Genomic DNA, 25,116 nt, shown 5'->3' on the forward strand with positions numbered 1-25,116 from the left:
CGAGGGGGAAGGCGGGTAAGAAGGGAGCTGCCGGGTGGACCCCCGTGATAAAAACAACTGGTAGCACATTAGCCCTCAGGGTCACCCATTTGTCATGTCAGCGCCTGTGGTCTTCCAGGATGAAAGCTTGCTCGCCCTCGTGGGCGACGGCCGCACGCGCGTGGGCATCGACATCGTGCAGATCAGCCGCATCGCCGACTCCCTGAGCCAGTTCGGCGACCGTTTCACGCAGCGCCTGTTCACCTCCACCGAGCTGGCCGATGTTGCCGCTCGGCTGGCGCCGGGACTGGCCGAATGCTTTGCCGCCAAGGAGGCCGCCCTCAAGGCCCTGGACCTGTGCGAAGCGGGCATCGACTGGCGCGAGATGGAAGTGCGCCGCCTGGCCGACGGTACCTGCAGGCTCCAGTTGCACGGCAAGGCCGCGGAATTGGCCGGCGTGAGCAGCGACGGCATCGCGCTCAGCCTCAGCCAAGACGGCCACCACGCCATGGCAGTGGTCACGGCAGCGTCCAGTTTTCTCCCTTCTCCGAAGCAGTAGTCTCGCCATGAACGAACAATTCACCATCGACAACATGATCCGCACGGTCCTGAAGGACCATGGCCGACTGAGCCAGGATGCCTTGTCGATCCAGCCGGATGCCGACCTGTACCAGGCGGGCATGACCTCGCATGCGAGCGTGAACGTGATGCTGGCGCTCGAAGGCGCCTTCGACGTGGAATTCCCCGATCACATGCTCAAGCGCAGCGTGTTCGCCAGCGTGGTCGCCATCCGCGAAGCCATCACCCAGCTGCCCGGGGCGCGCTTGCAATGACCCATCGGCCTGGGCGTGTCGCGACCCATCGACGCGAACGCCTGGTGCGCGACTGGGAACTGGCATCGGTTCCAGCGGGAAGCCTGAGCGATCCGTCCCAGCTGGCCGACACCGGTCCGCATGCGTGGGTGGCAGCCCAGCGTCCGGGCACCGTGGCCGCCGCGCTGCGCGACGCCGGCACATGGTCGCTGGACCATCCGCCACGCCGCTTCGACGCGGACGACTGGTGGTACCGCACCCATTTCACCGCTCCCGAGTCCGATGACGGCGACGAGGTCGTCCTCGGCTTCGACGGACTCGCCACGCTGGCCGATGTCTGGCTCAACGGCGAACTGCTGCTGTCCAGCGAGAACATGTTCGTCGCCCATGAGCACGAGGTGCGTTCGCGGCTGCGCTCCGGCCGCAACGAACTGGTGATGCGCTTCCGATCGCTGGATGCGGCATTGGCTGCGAAACGCCCGCGCCCCGCGTGGCGGGCGCCGATGATCGAGCACCAGCAACTGCGCTGGTTGCGGACCACCGTCCTGGGCCGCACCCCCGGCTGGTCGCCGCCTGCAGCAGCCGTCGGGCCGTGGCGGGATGTCTGGATCGAGACTCGCTCGCTGGTCGACGTGAGCCATCTGCGCATGCATGCGTCGGTGAATGGCACGGAGGGCGTCGTGCAGGTCGGCGCCAGCATCGCTGCGCACGCCGGGCAACGCATCGACGCCGTCGTGCTTGAAGTCGAGCGCAACGGGCAGTCGTACCGCACCCTGTTGTCGCGAGAGGCCGGGACGCAATTCGCCGGGTCGCTGAGCATTGACGCACCCGCGCTGTGGTGGCCGCACACCCACGGCGAGCCGGCGCTGTACGGCGCGCGCTTGTCGGTGTCCCTGGCCGGCCGGAACGATCCGGTGACCGTCGACCTCGGTCGCATCGGCTTTCGCACCATCGAGGCCGACACCTCACAAGGCCGCTTTGCCATCCGAGTCAACGGCGTGCCGGTGTTCTGCCGCGGGGCCTGCTGGACGCCGCTGGATCCTGTCTCTTTCTCCAGCGACCGCGAGTCGTACACGCAAGCCATCGCCCAAGTTCGCGGCGCCGGCATGAACATGCTGCGCGTGGGCGGCACCATGGTCTACGAAGACGATGCCTTCCATGACGCGTGCGACGAGCAGGGCATGCTGGTTTGGCAGGAGCTCATGTTCGCGAACATGGACTACCCGACGGAGCCGGCGTTCCTCGCCTCGGTGGAAACCGAGGTCCGCCAGCAGCTGGGCCGGCTGCAATCGCGGCCCAGCCTGGCCGTGGTCTGCGGCAACAGCGAGGTCGAGCAGCAGGCCGCCATGTGGGGCGCGACGCGTGAGCGCTGGGCGCCCGCCCTCTTCCATGAGCATGTGCCGTCCTGGGTGCGCGAGACGCTGCCGCTGACCGCCTACTGGCCGTCGAGCGCCCATGGCGGCGCCTTCCCGTACCAGGGCGACGCCGGCACCACCTCCTACTACGGCGTGGGCGCCTACCTGCGCCCGCAGGACGATGCCCGCCGCTCGGACCTGAGCTTCGCCACTGAATGCCTGGCCTTCGCCCACCTGCCAGATGCATCGACCATCACCCGCATGCCCGGCGGCGAGAGCCTGAGGGTGACGCACCCCGGCTGGAAGTCGCGCACGCCGCGTGACCTGGGCGCGGGCTGGGACTTCGAGGACGTCCGCGACCACTACCTCGCCGAACTCTTCAAGCTCGATCCTTCCAGGCTGCGCTACGCCGACCACGGGCGCTACCTCGAACTGGGCCGCGTCGCCACCGGCGAGGTGATGGCCGCCGCGTTCAAGGAATGGCGCCGCGCGGGCTCGCGCTGCGGCGGTGCACTCGTGTGGTTCCTGCATGACCTGTGGGCTGGCGCAGGCTGGGGCTTGCTCGACGACCAGGGCCAGCCCAAGGCGGCGATGCATATCCTTGGTCGCGTGCTGCAACCGGTGTCGCTGGCCTTCACCGACGAGGGCGGCAACGGGCTCTACCTTCATGCCGTGAACGAGCAGGCCGCACCGGTCGCCGCCTCGCTGTCCATCGCGGCGTACAACGAATCCGCAGCACTGGTGGGGCACGCGAGCCAGCCCATCGCACTCGATGCCCGCAGCACGCGCGGCCTGCCGGTGGCGGGCTTCTTCGACGGCTTCCTCGATCTCTCGGCGGCGTACCGCTTCGGCCCGCCACCGGCGCAGGTCGTCGTCGCCAGCCTGCTCGACAAGGACGCGAAGCTGCTCGCCCAGGACTTCCACTTCCCGGCAGGCTTCTCGGCGCAGCGCGAAGACGACGTGGGGCTCAGTGCGGCCATCACGCACCGCAGTGACGAGGGCATCGAACTCACGATCCACACCGAGCGCCTCGCGCAGCACGTGTGCGTCGAATGGCCCGGCTACGCCGCAGCCGACAATCATTTCCACTTGGCGCCGCGAGGAGCCAGGACGCTCCTGCTGCGCGGCCCCGCCTCCGGCGCGGCCCACCGCGGCAGCCTGCGCGCGCTCAACTCCAGGCGCAGCATCAGCATCGAGGACAGCAGATGACGATGCGAAGCCTCTACTTCGGGCAGACCGGTCGCGAGGCCCTGGCCTGGCTGCACGACGCCGAGCAGCCTGCGCAGCGCGGGCTGGTCATCTGCAGCAGCTTCGGCCGCGAGGATCTGTGCATCCACCGCAGCCTGAAGCACATCGCCCAGGCCGCGGCAGCACAAGGCATGCCCGCGCTGCGTTTCGACTATCCGGGCTCCGGTGACAGCGCGGGTGCTGAATTCGGCGACGGGGTCGTCGGCCGCTGGATCGCATCGATCGGCGACGCCATCGACACGCTCAAGCAGGAGACCGGCGTCACCGAGGTCTGCCTGCTGGGCGTGCGCCTGGGCACCTTGCTGGCCGCCTGCGCCGCAACGGGCCGCGACGACGTGGCGGGCATGGTGGCCATCGCACCGCTCATCGCCGGCCGCTTCTACGTGCGCGAGCTGAAGGCCTACGCGCTGGGCGCCGCGAGCATGGGCATGACCGTGCCGCAGGAGCGCGGTGACCACCTGCTGCAAGCCGGCGGCTTCGCGATGGACGACACCACGCAGGAAGCGCTCAAGGCCGTGGACCTGCTCAAGGACGACTGGAAGCCGCCCTACCCCGCGCTCATCATCGAGCGCGACGACGTGCCGCCCGATCCGCGCTGGCTGCAGCACCTGCAGGGCGTGGGCTCGCAGGTGTCCTCGCTGCGCATCCCGGGCTTTGCGGGCATGGTGCGCGACTCCTCGCCGCACCACTGCGAGGTGCCGTCGATGATCATCGACGCGGTCATGCCGTGGATGATGGAACGCTTGCCGCTCAGCGGCTCGGCACACGTGAAGTCCGTGCCGGTGGCAAGCGCCATGCGCTGGACCTCGCCACAGGGCGTGGAGCTGGTCGAACAGGTCGAGACGGTGGACGTCGGTGCGCGTCTCACCGCGCTGGTGACCCGGCCCGCCTCTGCGGCGGTCGACTCTGCTCCGCAGCGAGCCATCGTGCTGCTGTCGGGCGGGGCGGACCGGCGCATTGGCCCGGGCCGTCTCTTCGTACGCTTTGCGAGGGAATGGGCTGCACGTGGCTTCATCGTGCTGCGGCTGGACCTGTCGGGCATCGGCGACAGCGAGCCGCGTCCGGGCATGGCGGAGAACCTTCCCTACATGCGCCATGCGCTGGATGACATCGCCGCCGCCGTGCAGCACCTGCGGCGCGAGCACCGCGTCGGCCACTGCCAGCTGGTCGGCCACTGTGCCGGCGCCTACAACGCATTCCGCGCTGCGGTGGAAACGACCGTGGTGGACTCGGTGGTCCTCATCAATCCGCTGCTGTACCTGTCCGTGGGCGACGGCCCGGTGGATCTGACCGTGCAGAGGACCGAGGTGAACGACTCCGTGCGCGGCTACAAGCGAAGCCTGTTCCACTGGGACCGGTGGCGCGCGCTCCTGGCCGACCCCGGCAAGGTCCTGCGCGTGGGCCGCATCCTGGCCGAGCTGGTGCGCGGCAAGCTGTCGAATCGTGTCCGCGACCTGATGCGCCTGCTCGGCGTGCACCTCAAGGACGATTTGCCCAGCGAGCTGTTGAAGCTTGCACGGCGCAACACGCAGGTCCGACTCGTGTTCTCCGACGACGAACATGGCGAGTCGCTGCTGTGGTCACTGGGTGGCGCCACCGTCAAGCGACTGAGGCGCAAGGGCAGGCTCAGCATCGACCACGCCCGTGGCGCCGATCACCTGTTCACGCTGCAGTCAGACCGCGAGGCCCTGGTCAAGCAGCTTGCCGGGCTGATCGAGCCGGTGCAGGCAACCAGCTCACCATCTCCGGTCGCTCACCGGGCGATGTCGCCTTCCAAGGGCATGGCCTGACCTTGCATCGGCACCCATGAAAAAGGGCCTGCATCGCAGGCCCTTCGTTCAAGCGAGGCGTGACCCTCAGGCGTGTGCAGCGCGCAGCTTGAGCGCGAACTCCTGCAGCGCGGCGATGCCGCTTTCTTCCGCCTTCTTGCACCAGGCCTGCAGATCGATCACGAGCTGCTCGGCCGACACGTTGGTGCGCGTCCAGAGCTGGCGCAGCTCTTCGCGCATCGCCACGAGCTTGGCGAGGCCGGCGTTCTGGGCACAGGCGTTGGCCACTTGCGTCTTCACGTCGCTCGGAATCTTGTCTTCGTCGCGATGGAGCCAGCGCTTGGCCAAGTGCATTTCCTTCCACTTCGCGGTGTTCTGCGCGCCTTCGGCCTTCAGCCGGGCCAGCTCCACGCGGCAGGCGTGGCGCAGGTGCTTGGCGTACTTGGCCATCACTTCATAGCGGTTGGCGATGATGGCTTCCAGCGTCTGCGAGTCGGCCACCGGCTTCACGTTGCCCAGCTTGAGCTGCGGCACGGTCTTGCGCACCTTGGCCCAGCCCAGCATCTCCAGGCCGCGGATGTAGGCCCAGCCGATGTCGAATTCGTAGGGCTTGACCGACAGCTTGGCAGAGGTCGGGTAGGTGTGGTGGTTGTTGTGCAGCTCTTCGCCGCCGATGATGATGCCCCAGGGCGACACGTTGCGCGACGCGTCCGAAGCTTCGAAATTGCGATAACCCCACCAGTGGCCGATGCCGTTGATGATGCCGGCGGCGGTGATGGGAATCCACAGCATCTGCACGGCCCAGACGGCCGCGCCGATGGCGCCGAACAGCACCAGGTCGACGATGAGCGTGATGCCCACGCCCTGCCAGGTGAAACGGCTGTAGACGTTGCGCTCCATCCAGTCGTCGGGCGTGCCGTGGCCGAACTTGGCCAGCGTCTGCTGATTCTTGGCTTCTTCACGATAGAGCTCGCTGCCCTCGAGCAGCACCTTCTTGATGCCGCGGGTCTGCGGGCTGTGCGGGTCTTCTTCCGTCTCGCACTTGGCGTGGTGCTTGCGGTGGATGGCAACCCATTCCTTGGTGACCATGCCGGTCATCAGCCACAGCCACAGGCGGAAGAAATGCGAGGGGATGGGGCCCAGGTCGAGCGCGCGGTGCGCCTGCGAGCGGTGCAGGAAGATCGTGACGGACGCGATCGTGATGTGGGTGGTGACCAGCGTGTAGAGGGCAACTTGCCACCACGCCATGCCCGACAGGCCATTGGCCAGCCAGTTGATCAGACCATCCCAAACCGACATCAGAAGATTCATGAAAAAGCCTTCAAGCCGTCACCGACGGCGGGTAATGCGCATTGTACTGACGCCCTCTGGTGATTCCCCTCGGAAACTACGGGGTTGGCCGCCATCAATTCACATGATTTGCGGTGGATCAGCCCAGGTTCAACGGCGTTCCCAGGCCGCCGCGAAAAATCCATCGGTTTGGTGCCTGTGCGGCCACAAACGGAGGAATTCGTCACGAACCAGCGTCTGGGAAGCGGACACATGGGCCTTGTCCAGGATCTCGGAGGCCGGCAAGGGTTGGAAATCCCGGCCATGGGCCTCGATGAAGGCGCGGGCAATCGCCTCATTCTCTTCGTCCAGCAGGCTGCAGGTGGCGTAGACCAGGCGGCCACCGGGCTTCACCAGCCGTGCGGCGCTTTCGAGGATCGCTGCCTGCTTCTGCGTCAATTCCTTGATCGCTTCGGGGCTTTGCCGCCATTTCATGTCCGGGTTGCGGCGCAGCGTGCCCAGGCCCGAGCACGGCGCGTCCACCAGCACGCGGTCGATCTTGCCGGCCAGGCGCTTCACGCGCGCGTCGCGCTCATGGGCGATCTGAACCGGGTGGACGTTGGACAGTCCGCTGCGCGCCAGGCGCGGCTTGAGCGCCGCCAGCCGATGGCCGGAAATATCGAAGGCATAGAGCATTCCGGTGTTACGCATGGCCGCACCCAGCGCCAGTGTCTTGCCGCCGGCGCCGGCGCAGAAATCCACCACCATCTCGCCGCGCTTGGCATCGGTCATCAGCGCGAGCAGCTGACTGCCCTCGTCCTGCACTTCGATTTCGCCCTTGGTGAAGACGTCGAGCTTGGCAAGGTTGGGCTTGCCGTCGATGCGAAGACCCCACGGCGAATACGGCGTCGGCACGGCCTGGATGTTGGCCTGTGCCAGCGCCGCCTGCACGTCGTCACGCTTGGCCTTGAAGGTGTTCACCCGCAGGTCGAGTGCGGCGGACTGGTTCATGCTGTCCACCAGCGGCCAGAACTCATTGCCCAGCTCGGCGTGCAGCGGCTCGGCCAGCCACTCGGGCAGGTTGTGCCGCAGCTTCTCGGGCAGCGAGGTTCGATCGACCTTCTTGACCTGCTCCAGCCAGTGCTGCTCCTGCTCGTTGAGCGCGGCGCGCAGGAAGCCTTCATTGCCCTGCCAGCCGAGGATGGCCAGTCGCCGCTCCATCTCGCCCTTGCCCGACTGCGCCAGGTGCTGGAACAGCAATCGGTTGCGCAACACGTTGTAGGTGGTTTCGGCCAGGGTGTGGCGCTCGCGGGCGCCGAGTGCGCGATGCTCGCGGAAGAAGGCGGAAACCACGCCGTCGGCGGGCGAATCGAACCTCATCACGCGGTGCAGCAGTTCGGTGGCGAGTTCGAGGAGGGCGTTCGGATGCATGGGCGCGATTATCCTTGGCGGCCATGAGCACCGACCTCGCCCCCCTGCCGCCCACGCCGACTGGCCGCTACCGCCACTACAAAGGCGGCGAATATGAAGTGATGGGCGTGGCCCGGCACAGCGAGACGCACGAGCCGTTGGTGGTGTACCGGACGCTCTACAACGACTCCGGCTGGTGGGTGCGGCCGCATGCGATGTTCTTCGGTGAGCTCGAAGTCGACGGCCAGACCGTGCGCCGCTTCGTGCGCATCGCGGACTGAGGCCGCATGGCCAACCACTTCCGCGCCCGTCCCCGCATGCTCATTGCCGCGGCGATCGGCATCGCCGTGGGACTCGCCGTGCCGGCATCGACGGTGGTCACCCGCGCGCTCATTGGATGGAACATGGCGGTGTGGCTGTACCTCGCGCTGATCGCGACGTCCATGTACCGCGCGGACCACGGCCGACTCAAGCGTGCGGCGCTGGCTCATTCGGAAGGCGCGCTGACCGTGTCCGTGCTGGTGGTGCTGGCCTCGCTGGCGAGCCTGGCGGCCATCGTGCTGGAGCTGGCGGCGAGCAGGCAGGGCCACATGCAGCCCGGCACGGCGCAGGTGGCGCTGACCCTGGTCACCGTCACCGGCTCATGGCTGCTGCTGCCCACGCTCTTCACGCTGAACTACGCGAGCCTGTACTACTCGCGGGAACCCGGCATGGGCTTGGGATTCCCCGGTGCCGACCCTCAATTCCGCCCGCACTACGTGGACTTCCTTTACTTCTCGTTCACCATCGCGGTGGCGCTGCAGACCTCGGACGTGACCGTCACTGACAAGACCATGCGCATGGTGGTGCTGGCGCAATCGGTGCTGTCCTTCGTGTTCAACACTGCGGTCCTCGCATTCTTCATCAACATCGCGAGCGGGTTGTTCTGAACAGCGTCAACGAAGGACTGTCGACATGCTCAAGCTCTACGGCTTTTCCAAGGTCAATCCCGTCGCGCGCGGTCACACGCGCGACCTGCGCGTGCTGTGGGCGCTGGAGGAGTTGCAATTGCCGTACGAACTCGCTGGCATGGACCACCCCGCGCACGACCTGAGCCGCGAGACGTATCGTGGGTTCAGTCCTTTCCAGCAAATCCCCGCCATCGACGACGACGGGTTGGTGCTGTCCGAGTCCGCCGCCATCCTGGTCTATCTGGCGAAGAAGTGCGGCCGACTGATCCCTGCCGACCGTGCCGCAGAGGCGCAGGTGATGCGCTGGTGCTTCGCCGCGATGAACTCGGTCGAGCCACCGTTGCTCGCCCTGATGGTGCACGACTGGACCGCGGATGGCAGCTGCGGCAAGCCTCGCGAGTTCCTGGTCGGCTGGGTGCATCGGATGCTCGGAAACCTGGAGCGCTGGCTCGCCGGCCGCGAGTTCGTCGCCACGACGGAGTTCACCGTGGCCGACATCCTGATGGCGCATGTGCTCTTGTCCGGCATCAAGGACGAACGATTGATCGAGCCCCACAAGGGCGTCGTGTCGTATCGGGATCGGTGCCTGGCCCGGCCCGCGTGGCAGCGGACCATCGAGATGTATTGCGCGCGGGTCGAGGCGGGTTAGACCGCCGTCGTCAGCCGCGAGGCCGGCGGTGGCCACTACGCCAGCAGCTGGCTCTCGCCTCCGGTGTGCGTCACCACGCCACCCTCTTCGCGCAGCACGCCTTCCACCAGCCAGCGCACCGCCCTCGGGTAGATCACGTGCTCGCGGCTGAGCACGCGCGCGGCCAGCGTGGCCTCGTCGTCGCCGGGCAGAACCGGCACTGCAGCCTGGACGATGATGGGCCCGTGGTCCAACTCGGCCGTGACCAGATGCACGGTGGCCCCAGCCACCTTGCAGCCCGCCTCGATGGCACGGCGGTGCGTGTGCAGCCCGGTGAACGCCGGCAGCAGCGAGGGATGCACGTTCACCATCCGTCCCGCGAAACGCTGGACGAAGCCCGGCGAGAGGATGCGCATGAAGCCCGCCAGCACCAGCACATCGGGCTCGAAGCCTTCGATGACGCGAGCCAGTTCGGCATCGAACACCTCGCGTCCGGAATAGGCCTTGTGGTCCACGACCGCCGTCGCGATGCCGCGCTCCTTCGCGAAGCCGAGCCCGGCCGCCTCCGGCCGGTTGCTCACCACCGCGGCGATCCGCGCATTCCAGCCCTCGCTCGCGCAAGCGTGCACGATCGCCTCCATGTTGGAGCCGCGGCCGGAGATCAGGATCACGATGTTCTTCATGGCGGGCGAAAGTGTAGCGGCCACCTACAATCCGCCTCCTGCCCCTTCAGCCCTCCAGACCGCCACTGCGATGAAACAGCGAGTCCTCTCCGGCATGCGCCCCACCGGCGCCCTGCACCTCGGCCACTACCACGGCGCGCTCAAGAACTGGGTCAAGCTGCAGGAAAACTACGAATGCTTCTATTTCGTGGCCGACTGGCACGCCCTGACCACGCACTACGAAGACCGAGAGATCATCGAGCGCAATGTCTATGACATGGTGATCGACTGGCTGGCCGCGGGCCTGGACCCCGAGAAGGCCACCATCTTCATCCAGAGCCGCCTGCCCGAGCATGCGGAGCTCTTCACGCTCTTGTCCATGGGCACGCCGCTGTCGTGGCTGGAACGCATGCCTACCTACAAGGACCAGATGGAGAAGCTCAAGGACCGCGACCTCGCGACCTACGGCTTCCTGGGCTACCCGCTGCTTCAGGCAGCCGACATCCTCATCTACAAGGCCGCCTACGTGCCTGTAGGCGAGGACCAGGCCCCGCACGTCGAAATCACCCGCGAGGTGGCGCGCCGCTTCAACCACCTCTATGGCCGCACGCCGGACTTCGACGCCAAGGTGGCGGCGGCAATTGCCAAGCTGAGCAAGGACGACGCCCGCTACCTGGAAAAGCAGCGCAAGGACCACCAGCAGGAAGGCAAGCCCGAGGCGATGGCCAAGGGCGAATCCATCATCAAGAAGGCGGCGGCCAACGTCGCCGGCTGGACGGCGGAGGACAGCGAGTTGCTGACCGGCCACCTCAAGGGCACCGGCAAGACCGTGCTGCCCGAACCTGCCGTGCTGCTCACCGAGACCAGCAAGCTGCCGGGCCTGGACGGCGACAAGATGAGCAAGAGCTACGGCAACACCATCGCCATGCGCGAGGAGCCTGCCGAGGTCGAGCGCAAGATCAAGCGCATGCCCACCGACCCGGCGCGCGTGCACCGCACCGACCCGGGCAACCCCGACAAGTGCCCGGTGTGGCAGTTCCACCAGGTGTATTCGGACGCCCCCACCCAGGCCTGGGCGAAGCAGGGCTGCACCACCGCCGGCATTGGTTGCCTGGACTGCAAGCAGCCGGTGATCGACGCGATCAAGAAGGAACAGCAGCCCTGGCGCGAGCGCGCCGAGGCCTACCTCAGCAATCCGAAGCAGGTGCACTGGATCGTCGAGGTCGGCACCGAGCGCGCCCGCACCGTCGCGCGCGAGACCATGCGCGACGTGCGCGATGCAATGGGGCTGGTGTACTGAGGGAAGAGGCTCCCGGCTCAGGCCGCCCGCGGCCGAGCCTTTTCCTTCTCGTCCTGCAGCTTCTGCTTGACGGCATGGCACTCCGGCGCGCTGAACTGCGCGGCAAGTGCATCGAGGAACACCCGGGTGCGCGCCGGCATCAGGCGCCGCCCCGGGAACACCGCCCAGCAGTCGGTCTCCGGCTGCATCCAGTCCTGAAGCACCGGAACGAGTTCACCGTCCCGCACATGGGGCATCGCGAAATGGTCCGTCACCGCCGCGATGCCGGCACCGGCACGCGCCAGGCGCATCAGCAGCTCGGGTGAATTGGCGACGGCCCGACCCGGCACCACGCCTTCCCAGCGCTGCTCGCCCCGTGTCAGTGTCCAGCGTTGCGGCTCGCCGGTGCGGGTAAGGATGCGAAGGCCCTCGTGCTCCATCAGTGCTTCCGGCTCGCTGGGCATGCCGTGCTCGGCGATGTAGCCCGGCGACGCATACAGCCCGACGGAAAAGCGCGCGACGAGCCGAGCCGCCAGGGTGGCGTCGTCGCCCAGTTCACCCATGCGCAAGGCAAGGTCGAAGTTCTCGCCGACCAGGTCCACGCGACGCGGCGTGAGGTCTACCTCCAGCGTGACCTGGGGGTACTTGCGCATGAACGCCGCCATCATCCCGCCCAGCACGGCACTGGCAAAGTCGCCCGGCATGGACACGCGCAGCCGCCCGCTGGGTTCAACCTGCCGATGCTGTGCCAGCTGCTGGGCCGCAGCCACCTCGGCCGACACCTGGTGCGCATGCTCCAGCACGCTGTGGCCGAAGTCGGTGACGGTGAGCTTGCGCGTCGTGCGCAACAGCAGCCGCTCGCCCAGATGCGATTCCAGCGTGGCGATGCGGCGCGACACGGTGGACTTGGGCAGCCCCACCTTGTCTGCCGCGCGGCTGAAGCTGCCTTCGTCCACCACCTTGGCGAACAGCATCAGGTCGTTGGCTTCCAGGTCCATGATCGGCCTCAATCGTTCCATCAGTGGAACAATCTTATCCAATTCAGTATCTTCCGGCCTTCCAGTGGGACAACTAAAGTGACTTTCACCGCTTCAGACAACCCACCGGAGAGACACCATGAAGATCCTGCAAATCAATTCCAGCCAGCGTCCCCAAGCTTCCCAATCGTCCCGCCTGGCCGCCCAGATCGTGGAGCGCCTGCAGGCTGCCCACCCCGCCAACGAACTGACCATTCGTGACCTGGGCCTGGCGCCCCACCCGGCGCTGGACGAAGCCGCCATCACCGCCATCTTCACGCCCGCCGACCAGCGCACGCCCGAGCAGCAAGCCCGCGTCGAGCTGGACGATGCGGTGATCGCCGAGCTCAAGAACTCTGACGTGATCGTGCTGGGCGTGCCGATGTACAACTTCGGCGTGCCCGCCCAGCTCAAGCACTGGATCGACGCGATCGCCCGCGCCGGCGTCACCTTCCGCTACACCGAGAAGGGCCCCGTCGGCCTGGTGACCGGCAAGAAGGTCTACGTCGCGCTGACCCGCGGCGGCCTGTACCGCAACACCCCCGCCGACACGCAAGTGCCCTACCTCAAGGCCTTCCTCGGCTTCATCGGCCTGACTGACGTGCAGTTCATCTACGCTGAAGGCATGGCCATGGGCGCCGACGCGGAACAGAAGGCCCTGGCTTCGGCTCAGAGCCAGATCGACGAACTGCTGCCCGCCTGAACCACGCGTTGACTCACACTCGCAACCCGCCATCGAAGGAGACCGCCATGTCCACCGCCACCCTTGTCCGCCACGACACGATTGCGCAACCGCGCGAGGTCGAGCGGTTGGTGGCCGGGCAGGCCACCTCCGATGGCGCGGGCGTGAAACTCACCCGAGTGCTGACGCAACCGCTGCAGCGCCGCCTGGACCCGTACCTCATGCTCGACGCCTTCGGCACCGACCGGCGCGAGGACTACATCGGCGGCTTCCCGGACCATCCACACCGCGGCTTCGAGACCATCACCTACATGATCGCCGGGCGCATGCGCCACCGCGACAGCGCGGGCCATGAAGGCCTGCTGAGCAACGGCGGCGTGCAATGGATGACCGCCGGCCGGGGCGTCGTGCACTCGGAGCTGCCCGAACAGGAAGATGGCCGCATGGAAGGCTTCCAGCTGTGGCTGAACCTGCCGGCCGCGGACAAGATGAAGGCGCCGTGGTATCGCGACATCCAGAGCGACGAGATTCCCGAGTTCACGACGGATGCAGGCGTGACGGCACGCGTCATCGCCGGTGCCAGCCACGGCATCGACGGCGCGCTGCAGCGGCAAGGCACGCAGCCGCTGTACCTGGACCTGCACTTCGACGCCGGTTCGCATTTTGCGCAGGCCCTGCCCGCCACGCACAACGCCTTCGTCTACGTCTACCGCGGCGAACTGCGCGTGGGCAACGCCGCGGTGCCGTCGCAGCGCATGGCCATCCTGCGCAATGGCGGCGATGGCGTGGTGCTGCATGCAGATGCTCCGGCGCGTGCGCTGCTCATTGCAGGGGCGCCGCTGAACGAGCCCATCGTCCAGTACGGCCCCTTCGTGATGAACAGCAAGGAAGAGATCTTCCAGGCGGTGCAGGACTTCCAGGCTGGCAAGTTCACCGGGGCCTGACCTTCCTCGCCCGCCGCCGGTGCGGGTTTGCGAAAGGGCGCTATCCTTGGCGCCCCTTCCCGGTGCCCTGCGCACGTCCCATGGCCGGCATCCACATCACCGACATCGAATCCGCCATCAACTGGTGGCGCGACAAGCATCCTTCGCCGGACGGCATCACCGCCTGCCCGGAAGTGCTTGCGCTCGCCGAGGTGTATGCGCTGATGGTGTACTACCACGAGAACGTGTGCGACGAGGACTCCATGCCCCAGAAGGCAATGGACGCCTGGCTGGGCTGGTACGCCAGCACGCCGGATGCGCCGTGCATCGCCATCTGCTCCACCAGCCAGGGCGACAACGTCTGCAAGGGCTGCGGCCGCAGCTTCGACGAAGTGCAGCACTGGCCGGTGATGACGCCGGCCGAGAAACGCGCCACCTGGCGGCGCATCACCATGGAAGGCACAGCCTGGCGCTTCAATCGCTACGCTGAACGGGCGCGCGAAGCGACCGGTGTGGATCACCCGCCGCCTGACAGCCTGGAGAAATCCTCCCGCCCGTCGGAGTCGGCCGCTTGAGCGCTGCCGTCCCAGGCACGCCCGCGCGACGCGGGCTGCTGCACGACGCCCGGCGCATCGCCGCCCTCGCGTGGCCGCTGTTCTTCGGGCAGCTCGCGGTGCTGGCCTTCAGCACGGTGGACACGGTGATGACCGCGCGCCATTCGGCCGTCGACCTTGCTGCGCTGGCCGTGGGCGGCGCGGTGTACATCACGGTGTTCGTCGGCTTCATGGGCGTGATCCTCGCGATCGGTCCGATCGCCGGGCAGTTGTTCGGTGCGGGCAAGCTGCAGGAGGCCGGGCGGCAATTGCACCAGGCCATCTGGCTGGCGCTGTTCATGTCGGTGCTGGGCTGCACGGTCCTGCTCTTCCCGCAACCCTTCCTTGCCCTGTCGCATGCCGAAGGCGAGGTGGCCGAGAAGGTGCGCGGCTACCTGCATGCGCTGGCCTTCGCGCTGCCATCGGCGCTGCTGTTCACCGCGTTCCGCGGCTTCAACACCGCGGTGTCGCGGCCCAAGATCGTGATGGCCCTGCAGTTCGGTGCGCTGGTGCTGAAGGTGCCGCTGAACGCCGTGCTGGTGTTCGGCGCGGACCTGGGCCCGCTGCATGTTCCGGCCTTCGGCGCGCAGGGCTGCGGCATCGCCACCGCCATGGTGATGGGCTGCCAGTTGTTCGCGGCCTGGGAGGTGCTGCGGCGCGATCCGTTCTATGCCCGCTTCGGCTTGGCCTCAGGCTCGCTGGCATTGCCCGACCGCGCGAGCCTCATGGGCTTGCTGCACCTGGGCGTGCCCATGGGCCTGTCCATCGGCATCGAGGTGACGGGCTTCACCTTCATGGCCTTCTTCATCGCGCGGCTGGGCCCCACGCCGGTGGCTGGCCACCAGATCGCGGTGAACATGGTGTCGGTGATGTTCATGATGCCGCTGGCCCTGGCCAATGCGACCAGCACGCTGGTGGCGCAGCGCATCGGCGCCGACGACGCGCGCGACGCCGCCCGCATCGGCTGGCACGGGCTGCAGGTGGGCGTGATCATCGCTTCGGCCATGGGCGCAGTGGTGTACCTCACGCGGCAAAGCCTGATGCACGCCTACACCCACGACGAGGTCATCATCGCAGCGGCCATGCCGCTGCTGGCCTGGGTGCTGCTCTTTCACATCGCCGATGCGGTGCAGACCATCACGGCGTTCACGCTGCGTGCCTACAAGATCGCGACGGTGCCGGTGTTGATCTACGCCGGGTCGCTGTGGGGCGTGGGCCTGGGCGGCGGGTACGTGCTGGCCTTCAATCTCACGGGACAATCGCCGCCCGCGCTGCAAGGTGCGCTCGGCTTCTGGGCGGCATCCACCACCGGGCTGACGCTGGCTGCATCGTGCCTGGCAAGTTTCCTGATCTGGATGCTGCGCCAGCGCAGTTCACGCTAGGCGAGGCTGAAAGTCACGCCCGCCTCGCGCAGGGCGCCGACGGCTTCGATGCCCAGTCCCGCTGCTGGCGTCACCACGCCCACATGCGGCGTGCGGCCCAGCGTGCCCTTGGCCAGGCCGATCGCCGAGGTGACCAGCATCTCCGGCGTCGATCGATAGCCCGGGTGCCCCTGCGCTTCCAATCGGCCGCGCAGCTTCTTGCCGCTTTGCGACACGGCGAAGAGGTCGAAGACATAGCCAGTGCCGGACAAGGCTTCTTCGCTCGGCCCCTTGCCGGGCTTGGGCGCCAGCCAATCCACCACCTTGCGCAGGGCACCGCGCTCGAACTTCAACGGTCCGGCCAGCGCTGCGCTCAGATTCGCCAGAGGCGCAGCCAGCGACGCCGCAGCCGCCCACTGCAAAGGCAGCGAGGCTGCGTCGGGCAGGAAGCTCACCTCGGGCACCATGCTCTTCATGTTCATCGCCTCGGCGTAGCGGAAGTCCGGCGCGAACAGCCCCTCGCCAGCCATCAGCGCCTGCGAACGCAGCACGATCGGCGGGTTGACGAAAGGCGCGGGGATGTTGGGCGCCGTCACCGCACCCACGTCTTCGTCGAAGCGTGGGATGAAACGGTAGGCATTGCGCTCGGCCACCTCGTGGGCGTCGCTCGCATCAGCGGGCAGCAGGCAAGCCGGATTGCGCACGCAGTCGGTGGTGTCCAGCTCCAGCATGGACGACAGGGACGCCACCGTGCCGCCGCTCACCGCATCGGCAACGCTCGTGATGCGCTTGCCGGTGAAGCTCACCACGACCTTCACCTCGCGGCAGGGTTCGGCATGGTGCTCCCTTACCTGATTGGCCATCCACAGCGTCGCAATGTCGAAGGGCAGCGACTCATAGCCGCAGCAGGGAATGATCTTCAGCTTGGCACTCTTCGCCGCGCGATGATGCCGCGCGATCATCTGCTGCACCCAGAAGGTCTCGCCGCTCAGGTCCAGGTAGTGGGCGCCGTTGGCGATGCAGGCCTGCACCACCGCCTCGCCACGCTTGGCATAAGGCCCGGCCAGGTTGATCAGCACCCGCGTCTGCGCCGCCAGGGTGTGCACGGCATCGAGGTCGTCGGCATCGGCCACCAGCACGGCCGGTGGCTCTGCGGCTGACGGCACGAGCTCCGACACCAGCGCAGCGAGCTTGTCGGCACTGCGCCCGGCCACAGCCCACGTCACCGATTGCGTCGCGCAGCGGTGGATCATCGCGAGCACCGCCTGCCGGCCAGTGAAGCCGGTGGCGCCGAACACCACCACGTCGAAGGGTTTCGCGGGCATCTCGCACCTCCGTCAGAGTGCGCGAGCTTACGCCGGAAGGCGTGCCCGGCGAACCGGAAGGCTGTGTGCGACTGAAACCGCGGCGTGTCAGCCCGCGGGCAGCGCCAGGATGAAGCAGCTGCCGCCGCCAGGGCGCGGCTCGCATCGCACGCTGCCGCCATGGCGCTCGGCGATCTGCTTGACCAGGCTCAGGCCCAGGCCCACGCCGCCGGATTTCTCGGCATGGCCGGGCAGGCGATAGAACGGCTCGAAGATGCGTTCGCGCAGCTCGGCCGGCACGCCGTGGCCGCGGTCGCACACCTGCATCTCGACCAGGTTGGCTTGGCGGCGAACGACCACGCTCACATCGTCACCGCCATAGCGGCGCGCGTTCTCGAGCAGGTTGCGCAGGGCACGCCGCGTCAGGCGCTCGTCGGCGACGACCGTGAGTGGCTGGCCATCGGCGGGCGCATCCACCGCGGCATCCACGCGGGAGGCTTCTTCCGCGGCCAGGCCCACCACGTCGATGCGCTCGCGATGCTCGATGTCGCGCAGGGAATCCAGCCGGCTCGCCAGCAGCACCTCCTCGACGAGTTCATCGAGCTCGGCCACGTTGGTGTTGATCTCGCGCTTGAGCCGCGTGCGCTGCGACTCGTCGGCCTCGTCGATCATCGATACCGCCATCTTCAGCCGCGCCAGCGGCGAACGCAGCTCATGGCTGGCATTGGCCAGCAGCGACTGGTGCGAACGCACGAGCGCCTCGATGCGCGAAGCCGCGGCGTTGAAGCTGGAGGCCACCGAGGCCACTTCGTCCTTGCCCACCACCTCGACACGATGGCCGAGGTTGCCTTCGCCGAAAGTCTCCATGCCGCTCTTGAGCGCCTGCAACCGTCGTGTCAGCGCGCGCACGACGGGATACGCGCCGACGGTCACGGCGACGAACAGCACCACCAGCACCAGCACGAGGCCGAAGCCCGGCTGCAGCGAAGGCGGCAGGAACGGCAGACTGATCAACGGCCCGTCGCCTTGCAGCGCCGGATGAGGCCCGCCCGGCGGAGGGGGCCCCCCTTGCATGCGCGGCGGCAGGTTGGCGTTGCCGACATTGGCGCGCAGCCCCGGACGCATCACCCACAGCGTGCGGCCATCTTCCAGCTTGATCGCGAAACCCCGGCCCATGCCTTCAGTTTGGCGCCGCTGGTAAGACTCGGACGTGCCGATGCGCTCCCCGTTGGGACTGTCCAGCGCCAGCGGAATGCGCAGGCGCAATGACCAATCCAGCAGCGCGGCGGCCTGGTCGGGGCGTGGCGCGTCGACGCCGGGCAGCGAACGCTGGATCAGGTCGCCCCAGGCGGCCATGCGCTCGGCCACCGCCGAATTGGCACGCGTGCGCTCCTGTTCGATGTGATGCTGAAACACCCAGCCCGAGGCAAAGGCGAACAACGCCAGCACCGCCACGACGGTGAGGTAGATGCGAAGGGCGAGGGTTCTCAAGCCGGCTTACCGTGCGTCGTCCGCGTCCTGCTTTCTGGCGAAGACGTAGCCGGCGCCACGCACGGTCAGCACCCGCCGCGGCATCTTGGGGTCGTCCTCGATCACCGCGCGGATGCGCGAGATGTGGACGTCGATGGAGCGGTCGAAGGCTTCCAGCGGATGGCCCTTGAGCGCATCCATGATCTGGTCGCGCGACAGCACGCGGCCGGGGCTTTGCGCGAGCACGACCAGCAGGTCGAACTGATGGCTGGTGAGGTCGCAGGGCTTGCTGTCCAGGCGTGCGACGCGCTCGCCGAGGTCGATCTCCAGGCGGCCGAAGCGAAGCACCTCTTCCTCGCTGGGAGCGGGCGCGGCCCGGCGCAGCAGCGCCTTGACCCGGGCCAGCAGTTCACGCGGCTCGAAGGGCTTGGGCAGGTAGTCGTCGGCACCGAGTTCCAGTCCGACGATGCGGTCCATGGGCTCGCCGCGGGCGGTCAGCATCAGCAGCGGCAGCGTGCGGGTGCGCGGGCTGGACCGCAGTTCCCGGCACAGGTCCAGGCCATCGCCGTCGGGGAGCATCAGGTCCAGGACCAGGCCGTCGTACTGGCCAGCGGCGAGGCGGTCGCGGCCGGCCGCCAGCGAGCCGACCGAGTCGATCTCGTAGCCGCCGCTTCGCAGGTAGTCCCCCACCATGGCGGAAAGGCGGGCGTCATCGTCGATCAGCAGGAGGCGGGTGGTCATGGAAGACATTGGAACTCAAAACGAGCGCCCCGCGAATGGCGGGGCGTGGGTTGCGTTGGTCAGGCGCTCAGCTCACAGCAGGATCATTTGCCGTCTCGCTGCATGCGCTCCTGCATGCGCTTGTGCCGCTCTTGCATGCGCTCGGCCAGCTTGGCGCGCTGCTCAGGCGTCAGCACGCGGCTGATGTCCAACATGGCCTGCAGCACACGGCGGCTGGCGGTGTCGTGCTGCGTGAGCATCTGCTGGCGCACCGACTCGGCAGCGGCGGCATCCACCGTCGGTGCGGTGAAGATCTGCATGCTGCGCTCGTGCAGGGCACGTCCGGCATCACGCTGCGCCTTCAGGTCGGCCGCGGCCTGGGTCACGATCTGCTTGATCTGGGTGCGCTGCGCGTCCGTGGCGTTCACGCCGTCCAGCACGTGATCGACCGCGCGTCCGATGTGTTCGGGCGAGCCCATGAACAGCCCCGGACCACCGAAGCCACCGCCGTGGTGGCCGCCGGGCATGGGCTGAGCCAGGGCCGTCAGGCCGATGCTGGCGGTCACGGCGATCACCACGCCTGCAGCCAGTCGCTTCAGACCACGCGCCTTGCCCGCAGCCGTCGAGTTCACCGTTGCCGATTCATTCATGTCACTACTCCTGTTGAATGGGCGAATCCCATGGCAGTCATCTTGGGATGCAGGGGTGTCGATCAAATTTCCTGCCGGTAAAGATCAGTGAATTGGCCGCCGTCAAGGGCTGTACAAATAGTTCCAACAAATACCCCCTAATTTCGATTGACCCCCGCGTCCGGGGGATGTTTTCGTCTGGTCACAAGTTGCCTAATTCGCACAAACGCGGTGAGTCACGCGTTCAGTACGGGATTTCCCTGACCATTGATCACCCCTGAGGAGCAACATGAAAAAGTTCCAATTCGCATCCTTCGCAGCACTGAGCGTGCTGGCCCTGTCGGCCCAGGCCGGCCAAGTCATCACCACCGCTGGCGGCGCTTCGCTCGGCATCCAGGACATGGGCGCCCTCGGCTTCGGCGGCGTCGGCATCGCACTGGCCGGTGTGGGCGATGGCATCACCCCGGGCTGCCTCTGTGAAGGCTGGGGTGCTTCGCTGGGCGGCACGGCGGGCTGGTCTGCCAATGCCAACGGCGGCAACGTGAACGTGGGCCTCGTGAGCTTCGGCTCCACCGCTTCCAGCGCCACTTCCATCGTGAACGTGGGCGGCGCCTCTGGCCTGCAAGTCAAGCAGGAATACGGCATGTCCGCCAGCAGCGCGCTGGTCAAGGACCACGTGACCCTGACGAACAACAGCGGCGCCTCTGCCGTGGTTCGCTACTCCCGTTCGATGGACTGGGACATCCCCCCGACCGAGTTCAATGAATACGTCACCATCGGCGGCGTGGGCGCGACCAAGCTGATCTTCTCGAACGACAACGGCTTCGCCACCCCGAACCCGCTGTCCAACCCCGGCGCACTGGCCGGCGGCACGACCAACGTGAACTTCGTGGACTCCGGCCCGACCGACCACGGCGCGTACTTCACCTTCGACTTCGGCTCCGTGGCCGCTGGCGAGTCGGTGTCCTTCGACATCTTCTACGGTGCCGCTGGCTCCGAAACCGCTGCCTTCGCCGCCCTGGGCGCTGTGGGCGCCGAGGTGTACTCGCTGGGCCAGAACTCGCGCACCGGCCTGACCGATGGCACGCCCGACACCTTCATCTTCGGCTTCGCCGGCGTGGGCGGCACCCCCGTCCCGGCCGTTCCGGAACCCGAGACCTATGCCCTGATGCTGGCTGGCCTGGGCATCGTCGGCTTCATGGCTCGCCGTCGCCGCGCTGCCTGATCGAGGTTCACCCCTCAAGAACAAACGGGAGCTTCGGCTCCCGTTTTTCTTTGGCGCGATGCGCCCGGGCCGGACAAACAAAAAGGCCGATTGATCACTCAATCGGCCTTTGCTCTTCCTGGCGGAGAAGGAGGGATTCGAACCCTCGATACGGTATAACCGTATACCGGATTTCGAGTCCGGCGCATTCGACCACTCTGCCACCTCTCCAGAATTCTTCCGCGCCTCCTGACGAAGGCCGCGGCGGCTTGGCGGGTCCAGCCAAGCCTTAGATTCTAACTCAAGCTTTGAGCAATTCCTTGCCGCCGAAGTAGGGTCGCAGCACCTCGGGGATGGTGATGCTGCCGTCGGCGTTCTGGTAGTTCTCCAGCACGGCCACCAGCGCGCGACCCACCGCCAGTCCAGAGCCGTTCAGCGTGTGGACCAGTTCGTTCTTGCCCTGCGCATTCTTGAAGCGTGCCTGCATGCGCCGCGCCTGGAAGGCCTCGCAGTTCGAGCATGAGCTGATCTCGCGGTACATCTTCTGCGCCGGCAGCCACACCTCGAGGTCGTAGGTCTTGGTGGAACCGAAACCCAGGTCGCCGGTGCACAGGGCCACCACGCGGTAGGGCAGCCCCAACTTCTGCAGGATGGCCTCTGCGTGGCGGGTCATCTCCTCCAGAGCGTCGTAGCTGGTCTCCGGGTTCACCACCTGCACCATCTCGACCTTGTCGAACTGGTGCTGGCGGATCATGCCGCGGGTGTCGCGCCCAGCGCTGCCCGCTTCGCTTCGGAAGCAGGGGCTGTGCGCAGTGAGCTTGATGGGCAACGCGTCGGCCGCCAGCACCGACTCGCGCACGGTGTTGGTCAGGGAGATTTCCGAGGTGGAGATGAGGTACTGCTCCGAGCCGGCAGCCACCGCTTCGCCGCCTTCGCTTTCCTCGCCGCGGTAAACCCAGAACATCTGGTCCTTGAACTTGGGCAGTTGGCCCGTGCCTTCGAGGATCTCGCGGTTGACGATGTAGGGCGTGTAGCACTCGGTGTAGCCGTGCTCGCCGGTCTGCGTGTCGAGCATGAACTGCGCCAGCGCCCGGTGCAGCTTGGCGACCGGGCCACGCAGGAAGCTGAAGCGCGAGCCCGACAGCTTGGTGCCGGTGTCGAAATCCAGGCCCAGCGGGGCGCCAAGGTCCACGTGGTCCTTGGGTTCGAAGCCCAGTTCACGCGGCGTGCCCCAGCGGCGCACCTCGACGTTCGCGTTCTCGTCCGCACCCGCGGGCACGCTGTCGTGCGGCAGGTTGGGCACGGCCATCAGCAGGTTCGACAGCTCGGCCTGGATCACCTCCAGCCGCTCGACCGAGGCCTTGAGTTCATCACCGATGCCGCCCACTTGAGCCATCACCGGCGCGGTGTCCTCGCCCTTGGACTTGAGCTGGCCGATCTGCTTGGACAGGGAGTTGCGCAGCGCCTGGAGCTCTTCGGTGCGCGTCTGGATGGTCTTGCGCTCGGATTCCAGCGACGTGAAGCGGTCCACGTCGAGGAATGGCTGGGGCGACTTGCGCTTTTCCAGGCGTGCGATGACGCCGGGAAGGTCCTTGCGCAGCAGGTTGATGTCGAGCATGGGCTTGCGGCCACTGCGAGTGGCGCCGGATGAAGTAACCGTGAAGCCCGGGATTGTAGGCAGGCGCAGCCCGCCGGCGGAGGAATCAGGCCATCTGCGGCCGCATCACCTGCACATTGGCGTGCGCGGCGACGGGCGCCTGCGCAGCCCGCGCGTCACACAGCACCTTGGAGGCACAGTCGGCACAGCGTCCGCATTGGGTGGCCACGCCGAGGTCGAACTGCAGGCACTCAAGGCTGACGGCGCCATCGGCCGCAGCCTGGCGAATCTGGTGGTCGGAAATCCGGCGGCACACGCAAACAATCATCGTCAACCTCTGTACTGCTGCAGCAAGACCCGTCTAGCTCGCCTCACCCATCTGGGACTGCAGGTAGTTTTCCAAACCCACCTTGCCGACCAGATCGATCTGCGTCTCGAGGAAATCGATGTGTTCCTCGGTGTCATCAAGGATGTCTTGCAGGATGTCCCGCGAGACGTAGTCGCGCACCGACTCGCAGTACGCAATCCCATCCTTGATCGTGCCCTGGGCGCCGGTCTCCAACTGCAGGTCGCAGGCCAGCATCTCGGGCACGTTCTCCCCGATCAGCAGCTTGCCCAGGTCTTGCAGGTTGGGCAGGCCGTCGAGCGTGAAGATCCGTTCCATGAGCCGGTCGGCGTGTTTCATCTCGCCGATCGACTCCTCGTACTCCTTCTTCGCGAGCTTGTCGAAACCCCAGTGCTTGAGCATTCGGTAATGCAGGAAGTACTGGTTCGTCGCCGTGAGCTCGTTCTTCAGCTGTGCGTTCAGGTGCGCGATGACTTGCGGGTCGCCTTTCATGGGGCCTCCTCTGGGCTGCTTCTGCAATGGACAAACGGCCATTGTGGGTGAAGTCAGGGCCATCGAGGTGCCGCCACTGCGCGCCCTGGGGTAGGCATCAGTGAAGACAGATGCTATTATTATTGAAAACCGTTCTCATTTGCAATACTGAATACAGCGCTCTTTCGGGCGCTTTTTCACGAGGGAGTCTGAGGTGAAGGATTTCGACAGCCGCGGCCGCGCCGGGATGGCCCTGGCCCTGATGGCCGCCTGGGCCTTGTCGGCGTGCGGCGGCGGCGGAACGGCCGCCAGCAGCAGCGGCGTCAGCACCAGCACCGCTGCGGCCTTGTCCGCCCAGGCAGCACTGGGCGAAAAGATCTTCAACGACACCTCCCTGTCCGCTTCGGGCCGCCAGGCCTGCGCCACCTGCCACGTGGCCGCCAACGGCCATGCCGCGGACAACGACCTGCCTGCCCAGATGGGCGGCGTGATGCTGGAACTCCAGGGCCACCGCAGCTCGCCGTCCATCCGCTACCTGTCGACCAACACCGCGTTTTTCTTCGACGCCGAAGGCACCCCCACCGGCGGCTTCTTCTGGGACGGCCGCGCCAGCTCGCTGCAGGACCAGGCCGGCCGCCCGTTCACCAACCCGGTGGAAATGGCCAACACCGACGTGGCCTCGGTGGTCGACAAGCTCTCCAAGGCCACCTACGCCGCGGACTTCAAGAAGGCCTTCGGCGAGGACATCTTCAGCCGCCCCGACGACGCCTTCGCCCGCATGACGCTCGCGCTGCAGAAGTTCGAACAGGAAGACCCCGCCTTCCACCCGTTCACCAGCAAGTTCGACGACATGCTGCGCGGCAAGGCCACCTTCACCGAGCAGGAACTGCGCGGCTTCGCGCTCTTCAACAACCCGGCCAAAGGCAACTGCGCCGCCTGCCATCCGGCCACCAAGAGCGCGGACGGCAGCCACCCGCTGTTCACCGACTTTACCTACGACAACCTGGGCATCCCCCGCAACCCGGACCTGCTGCACAACGCCAACCCCGCCTTCTTCGACCTGGGCCTGTGCGCCCGCGAGAACGGCGACCTGCTGACGCGCGCGGACCTGTGCGGCGCCTTCAAGGTGCCCTCGCTGCGCAACGTGGCATTGCGCAAGAGCTTCTTCCACAACGGCCGATTCAAGACGCTCAAGGACGCGCTCACCTTCTACGTGCAGCGCGACACCAACCCGGAGAAGTTCTACTCGCGCAACGCCGACGGCAGCATCAACAAGTTCGACGACCTGCCCGCGCCATACAAGGCCAACGTGAACGTGACCGAGGTGCCCTACAACCGCAAGCCCGGCGACGCGCCCGCGCTCAGCGACGCGGAGATCGACGACCTCATCGCCTTCCTGCAGACGCTGACCGACGGCTACGCCCATTGAGCCGCACCAG

The 25,116-nt window shown here is 66.9% G+C and carries 24 protein-coding genes, 1 tRNA gene and 1 pseudogene; 14 read left to right on the top strand and 12 right to left on the bottom strand.

The genetic code is table 11. From position 1 onward, the window contains the following. Positions 1–127: 127 nt before the first annotated feature. Genes acpS through DZC73_RS03830 form a run of 4 tightly spaced genes read left to right on the top strand, consistent with a single transcriptional unit; the run spans position 128 to position 5,184 of the window. Positions 128–538, top strand: coding sequence for a holo-ACP synthase (gene acpS, locus DZC73_RS03815; protein ID WP_161974439.1), 411 nt, complete (start codon positions 128–130; stop codon positions 536–538). A gap of 7 nt (positions 539–545) precedes the next feature. Beyond that, on the top strand, positions 546–812 hold the full coding sequence (locus tag DZC73_RS03820) for an acyl carrier protein (RefSeq protein ID WP_124538849.1): 267 nt from the start codon (positions 546–548) through the stop codon (positions 810–812). Next, positions 809–3,355, top strand: coding sequence for a glycoside hydrolase family 2 protein (locus tag DZC73_RS03825; RefSeq protein ID WP_124538850.1), 2,547 nt, complete (start codon positions 809–811; stop codon positions 3,353–3,355). Before DZC73_RS03820 ends, DZC73_RS03825 begins: the two co-directional genes overlap by 4 nt. After that, positions 3,352–5,184 (top strand): alpha/beta hydrolase, encoded by a 1,833-nt coding sequence (locus DZC73_RS03830; RefSeq protein ID WP_161974440.1) that lies wholly within the window; start codon positions 3,352–3,354, stop codon positions 5,182–5,184. Before DZC73_RS03825 ends, DZC73_RS03830 begins: the two co-directional genes overlap by 4 nt. Before the next feature lie 66 nt (positions 5,185–5,250). Here DZC73_RS03830 and DZC73_RS03835 read toward each other — a convergent pair whose 3' ends face one another. Both DZC73_RS03835 and DZC73_RS03840 read right to left on the bottom strand, forming a co-directional pair. Then, complete coding sequence (locus tag DZC73_RS03835) at positions 5,251–6,474, bottom strand: DesA family fatty acid desaturase (protein WP_124538852.1); 1,224 nt, start codon at positions 6,472–6,474, stop codon at positions 5,251–5,253. Positions 6,475–6,603: 129 nt separating this feature from the next. Beyond that, positions 6,604–7,863 carry an RsmB/NOP family class I SAM-dependent RNA methyltransferase gene (locus DZC73_RS03840; RefSeq protein ID WP_124538853.1) on the bottom strand — a complete coding sequence of 420 codons (1,260 nt, stop codon included), beginning with the start codon at positions 7,861–7,863 and terminating at the stop codon, positions 6,604–6,606. 23 nt (positions 7,864–7,886) lie between these two features. Here DZC73_RS03840 and DZC73_RS03845 point away from each other — a divergent pair, with 23 nt between their 5' ends. From DZC73_RS03845 to DZC73_RS03855, 3 genes are read left to right on the top strand one after another with little or no spacing between them, the layout of a single operon-like run. Continuing rightward, positions 7,887–8,123, top strand: a complete 237-nt coding sequence (locus DZC73_RS03845) for a DUF1653 domain-containing protein (RefSeq protein ID WP_124538854.1) — start codon at positions 7,887–7,889, stop codon at positions 8,121–8,123. Positions 8,124–8,129: 6 nt separating this feature from the next. Next, positions 8,130–8,771, top strand: coding sequence for a DUF1345 domain-containing protein (locus DZC73_RS03850; protein WP_124538855.1), 642 nt, complete (start codon positions 8,130–8,132; stop codon positions 8,769–8,771). A gap of 25 nt (positions 8,772–8,796) precedes the next feature. Further along, the gene (locus tag DZC73_RS03855; protein WP_124538856.1) at positions 8,797–9,441 is read left to right on the top strand and encodes a glutathione S-transferase family protein; all 645 of its coding nucleotides are present in this window, start codon (positions 8,797–8,799) and stop codon (positions 9,439–9,441) included. 35 nt (positions 9,442–9,476) lie between these two features. Here the strand turns inward: DZC73_RS03855 and purN are convergent, their stop codons facing one another. Continuing rightward, on the bottom strand, positions 9,477–10,103 hold the full coding sequence (purN, locus tag DZC73_RS03860; RefSeq protein ID WP_124539494.1) for a phosphoribosylglycinamide formyltransferase: 627 nt from the start codon (positions 10,101–10,103) through the stop codon (positions 9,477–9,479). Positions 10,104–10,173: 70 nt separating this feature from the next. On the opposite strand from purN, the gene DZC73_RS03865 reads away from it, so the two are divergent. Next, positions 10,174–11,382 carry a tryptophan--tRNA ligase gene (locus DZC73_RS03865; RefSeq protein WP_124538857.1) on the top strand — a complete coding sequence of 403 codons (1,209 nt, stop codon included), beginning with the start codon at positions 10,174–10,176 and terminating at the stop codon, positions 11,380–11,382. A gap of 17 nt (positions 11,383–11,399) precedes the next feature. Here the strand turns inward: DZC73_RS03865 and DZC73_RS03870 are convergent, their stop codons facing one another. Continuing rightward, positions 11,400–12,380, bottom strand: a complete 981-nt coding sequence (locus DZC73_RS03870; protein ID WP_328589473.1) for a LysR family transcriptional regulator — start codon at positions 12,378–12,380, stop codon at positions 11,400–11,402. 97 nt (positions 12,381–12,477) lie between these two features. Between DZC73_RS03870 and DZC73_RS03875 the strand changes: the two genes are divergently transcribed. The 4 genes from DZC73_RS03875 (at position 12,478) to DZC73_RS03890 (ending at position 15,957) form a co-directional block, all read left to right on the top strand. Beyond that, positions 12,478–13,080, top strand: coding sequence for an FMN-dependent NADH-azoreductase (locus tag DZC73_RS03875; RefSeq protein ID WP_124538858.1), 603 nt, complete (start codon positions 12,478–12,480; stop codon positions 13,078–13,080). 47 nt (positions 13,081–13,127) lie between these two features. Next, positions 13,128–14,003: a pirin family protein gene (locus DZC73_RS03880; RefSeq protein WP_124538859.1), complete on the top strand. Its 876-nt coding sequence runs from the start codon at positions 13,128–13,130 to the stop codon at positions 14,001–14,003. A gap of 80 nt (positions 14,004–14,083) precedes the next feature. Then, the gene (locus DZC73_RS03885; protein WP_124538860.1) at positions 14,084–14,557 is read left to right on the top strand and encodes a DUF3717 domain-containing protein; all 474 of its coding nucleotides are present in this window, start codon (positions 14,084–14,086) and stop codon (positions 14,555–14,557) included. Continuing rightward, positions 14,554–15,957, top strand: coding sequence for an MATE family efflux transporter (locus tag DZC73_RS03890; protein ID WP_235834973.1), 1,404 nt, complete (start codon positions 14,554–14,556; stop codon positions 15,955–15,957). The genes DZC73_RS03885 and DZC73_RS03890 overlap by 4 nt, the downstream gene beginning before the upstream one ends. Here the strand turns inward: DZC73_RS03890 and DZC73_RS03895 are convergent. The 4 genes from DZC73_RS03895 to DZC73_RS03910 form a co-directional block, all read right to left on the bottom strand. Further along, on the bottom strand, positions 15,954–17,261 hold the full coding sequence (locus DZC73_RS03895; protein ID WP_124538862.1) for a saccharopine dehydrogenase family protein: 1,308 nt from the start codon (positions 17,259–17,261) through the stop codon (positions 15,954–15,956). The genes DZC73_RS03890 and DZC73_RS03895 overlap by 4 nt on opposite strands. Positions 17,262–17,348: 87 nt before the next feature. Continuing rightward, positions 17,349–18,731: a sensor histidine kinase gene (locus DZC73_RS03900; protein ID WP_124538863.1), complete on the bottom strand. Its 1,383-nt coding sequence runs from the start codon at positions 18,729–18,731 to the stop codon at positions 17,349–17,351. Positions 18,732–18,737: 6 nt separating this feature from the next. Then, positions 18,738–19,451, bottom strand: a complete 714-nt coding sequence (locus tag DZC73_RS03905; protein WP_124538864.1) for a response regulator — start codon at positions 19,449–19,451, stop codon at positions 18,738–18,740. A gap of 83 nt (positions 19,452–19,534) precedes the next feature. Continuing rightward, positions 19,535–20,080 (bottom strand): Spy/CpxP family protein refolding chaperone, encoded by a 546-nt coding sequence (locus DZC73_RS03910; RefSeq protein ID WP_124538865.1) that lies wholly within the window; start codon positions 20,078–20,080, stop codon positions 19,535–19,537. 1,111 nt (positions 20,081–21,191) lie between these two features. Here DZC73_RS03910 and DZC73_RS30650 point away from each other — a divergent pair. Further along, positions 21,192–21,284, top strand: a pseudogene (locus DZC73_RS30650) (PEP-CTERM sorting domain-containing protein); the annotation flags it as partial. Positions 21,285–21,403: 119 nt separating this feature from the next. Here the strand turns inward: DZC73_RS30650 and DZC73_RS03920 are convergent. The 4 genes from DZC73_RS03920 to bfr form a co-directional block, all read right to left on the bottom strand. Beyond that, positions 21,404–21,494, bottom strand: a tRNA-Ser gene (locus DZC73_RS03920). Between the two features lie 70 nt (positions 21,495–21,564). After that, positions 21,565–22,881 carry a serine--tRNA ligase gene (serS, locus tag DZC73_RS03925; RefSeq protein WP_124538866.1) on the bottom strand — a complete coding sequence of 439 codons (1,317 nt, stop codon included), beginning with the start codon at positions 22,879–22,881 and terminating at the stop codon, positions 21,565–21,567. A gap of 85 nt (positions 22,882–22,966) precedes the next feature. Then, the gene (locus DZC73_RS03930) at positions 22,967–23,188 is read right to left on the bottom strand and encodes a (2Fe-2S)-binding protein (RefSeq protein WP_124539497.1); all 222 of its coding nucleotides are present in this window, start codon (positions 23,186–23,188) and stop codon (positions 22,967–22,969) included. A 33-nt stretch (positions 23,189–23,221) separates the two neighbouring features. Next, positions 23,222–23,698, bottom strand: coding sequence for a bacterioferritin (bfr, locus tag DZC73_RS03935; protein WP_124538867.1), 477 nt, complete (start codon positions 23,696–23,698; stop codon positions 23,222–23,224). A gap of 193 nt (positions 23,699–23,891) precedes the next feature. On the opposite strand from bfr, the gene DZC73_RS03940 reads away from it, so the two are divergent. Continuing rightward, entirely contained in the window at positions 23,892–25,106 is a 1,215-nt protein-coding gene (locus DZC73_RS03940; protein WP_235834975.1) for a cytochrome-c peroxidase, read from the top strand. Positions 25,107–25,116 lie beyond the last annotated feature (10 nt).

Source organism: Rhizobacter terrae, from assembly GCF_003852895.1.
Lineage (GTDB): Bacteria > Pseudomonadota > Gammaproteobacteria > Burkholderiales > Burkholderiaceae_C > Albitalea > Albitalea terrae.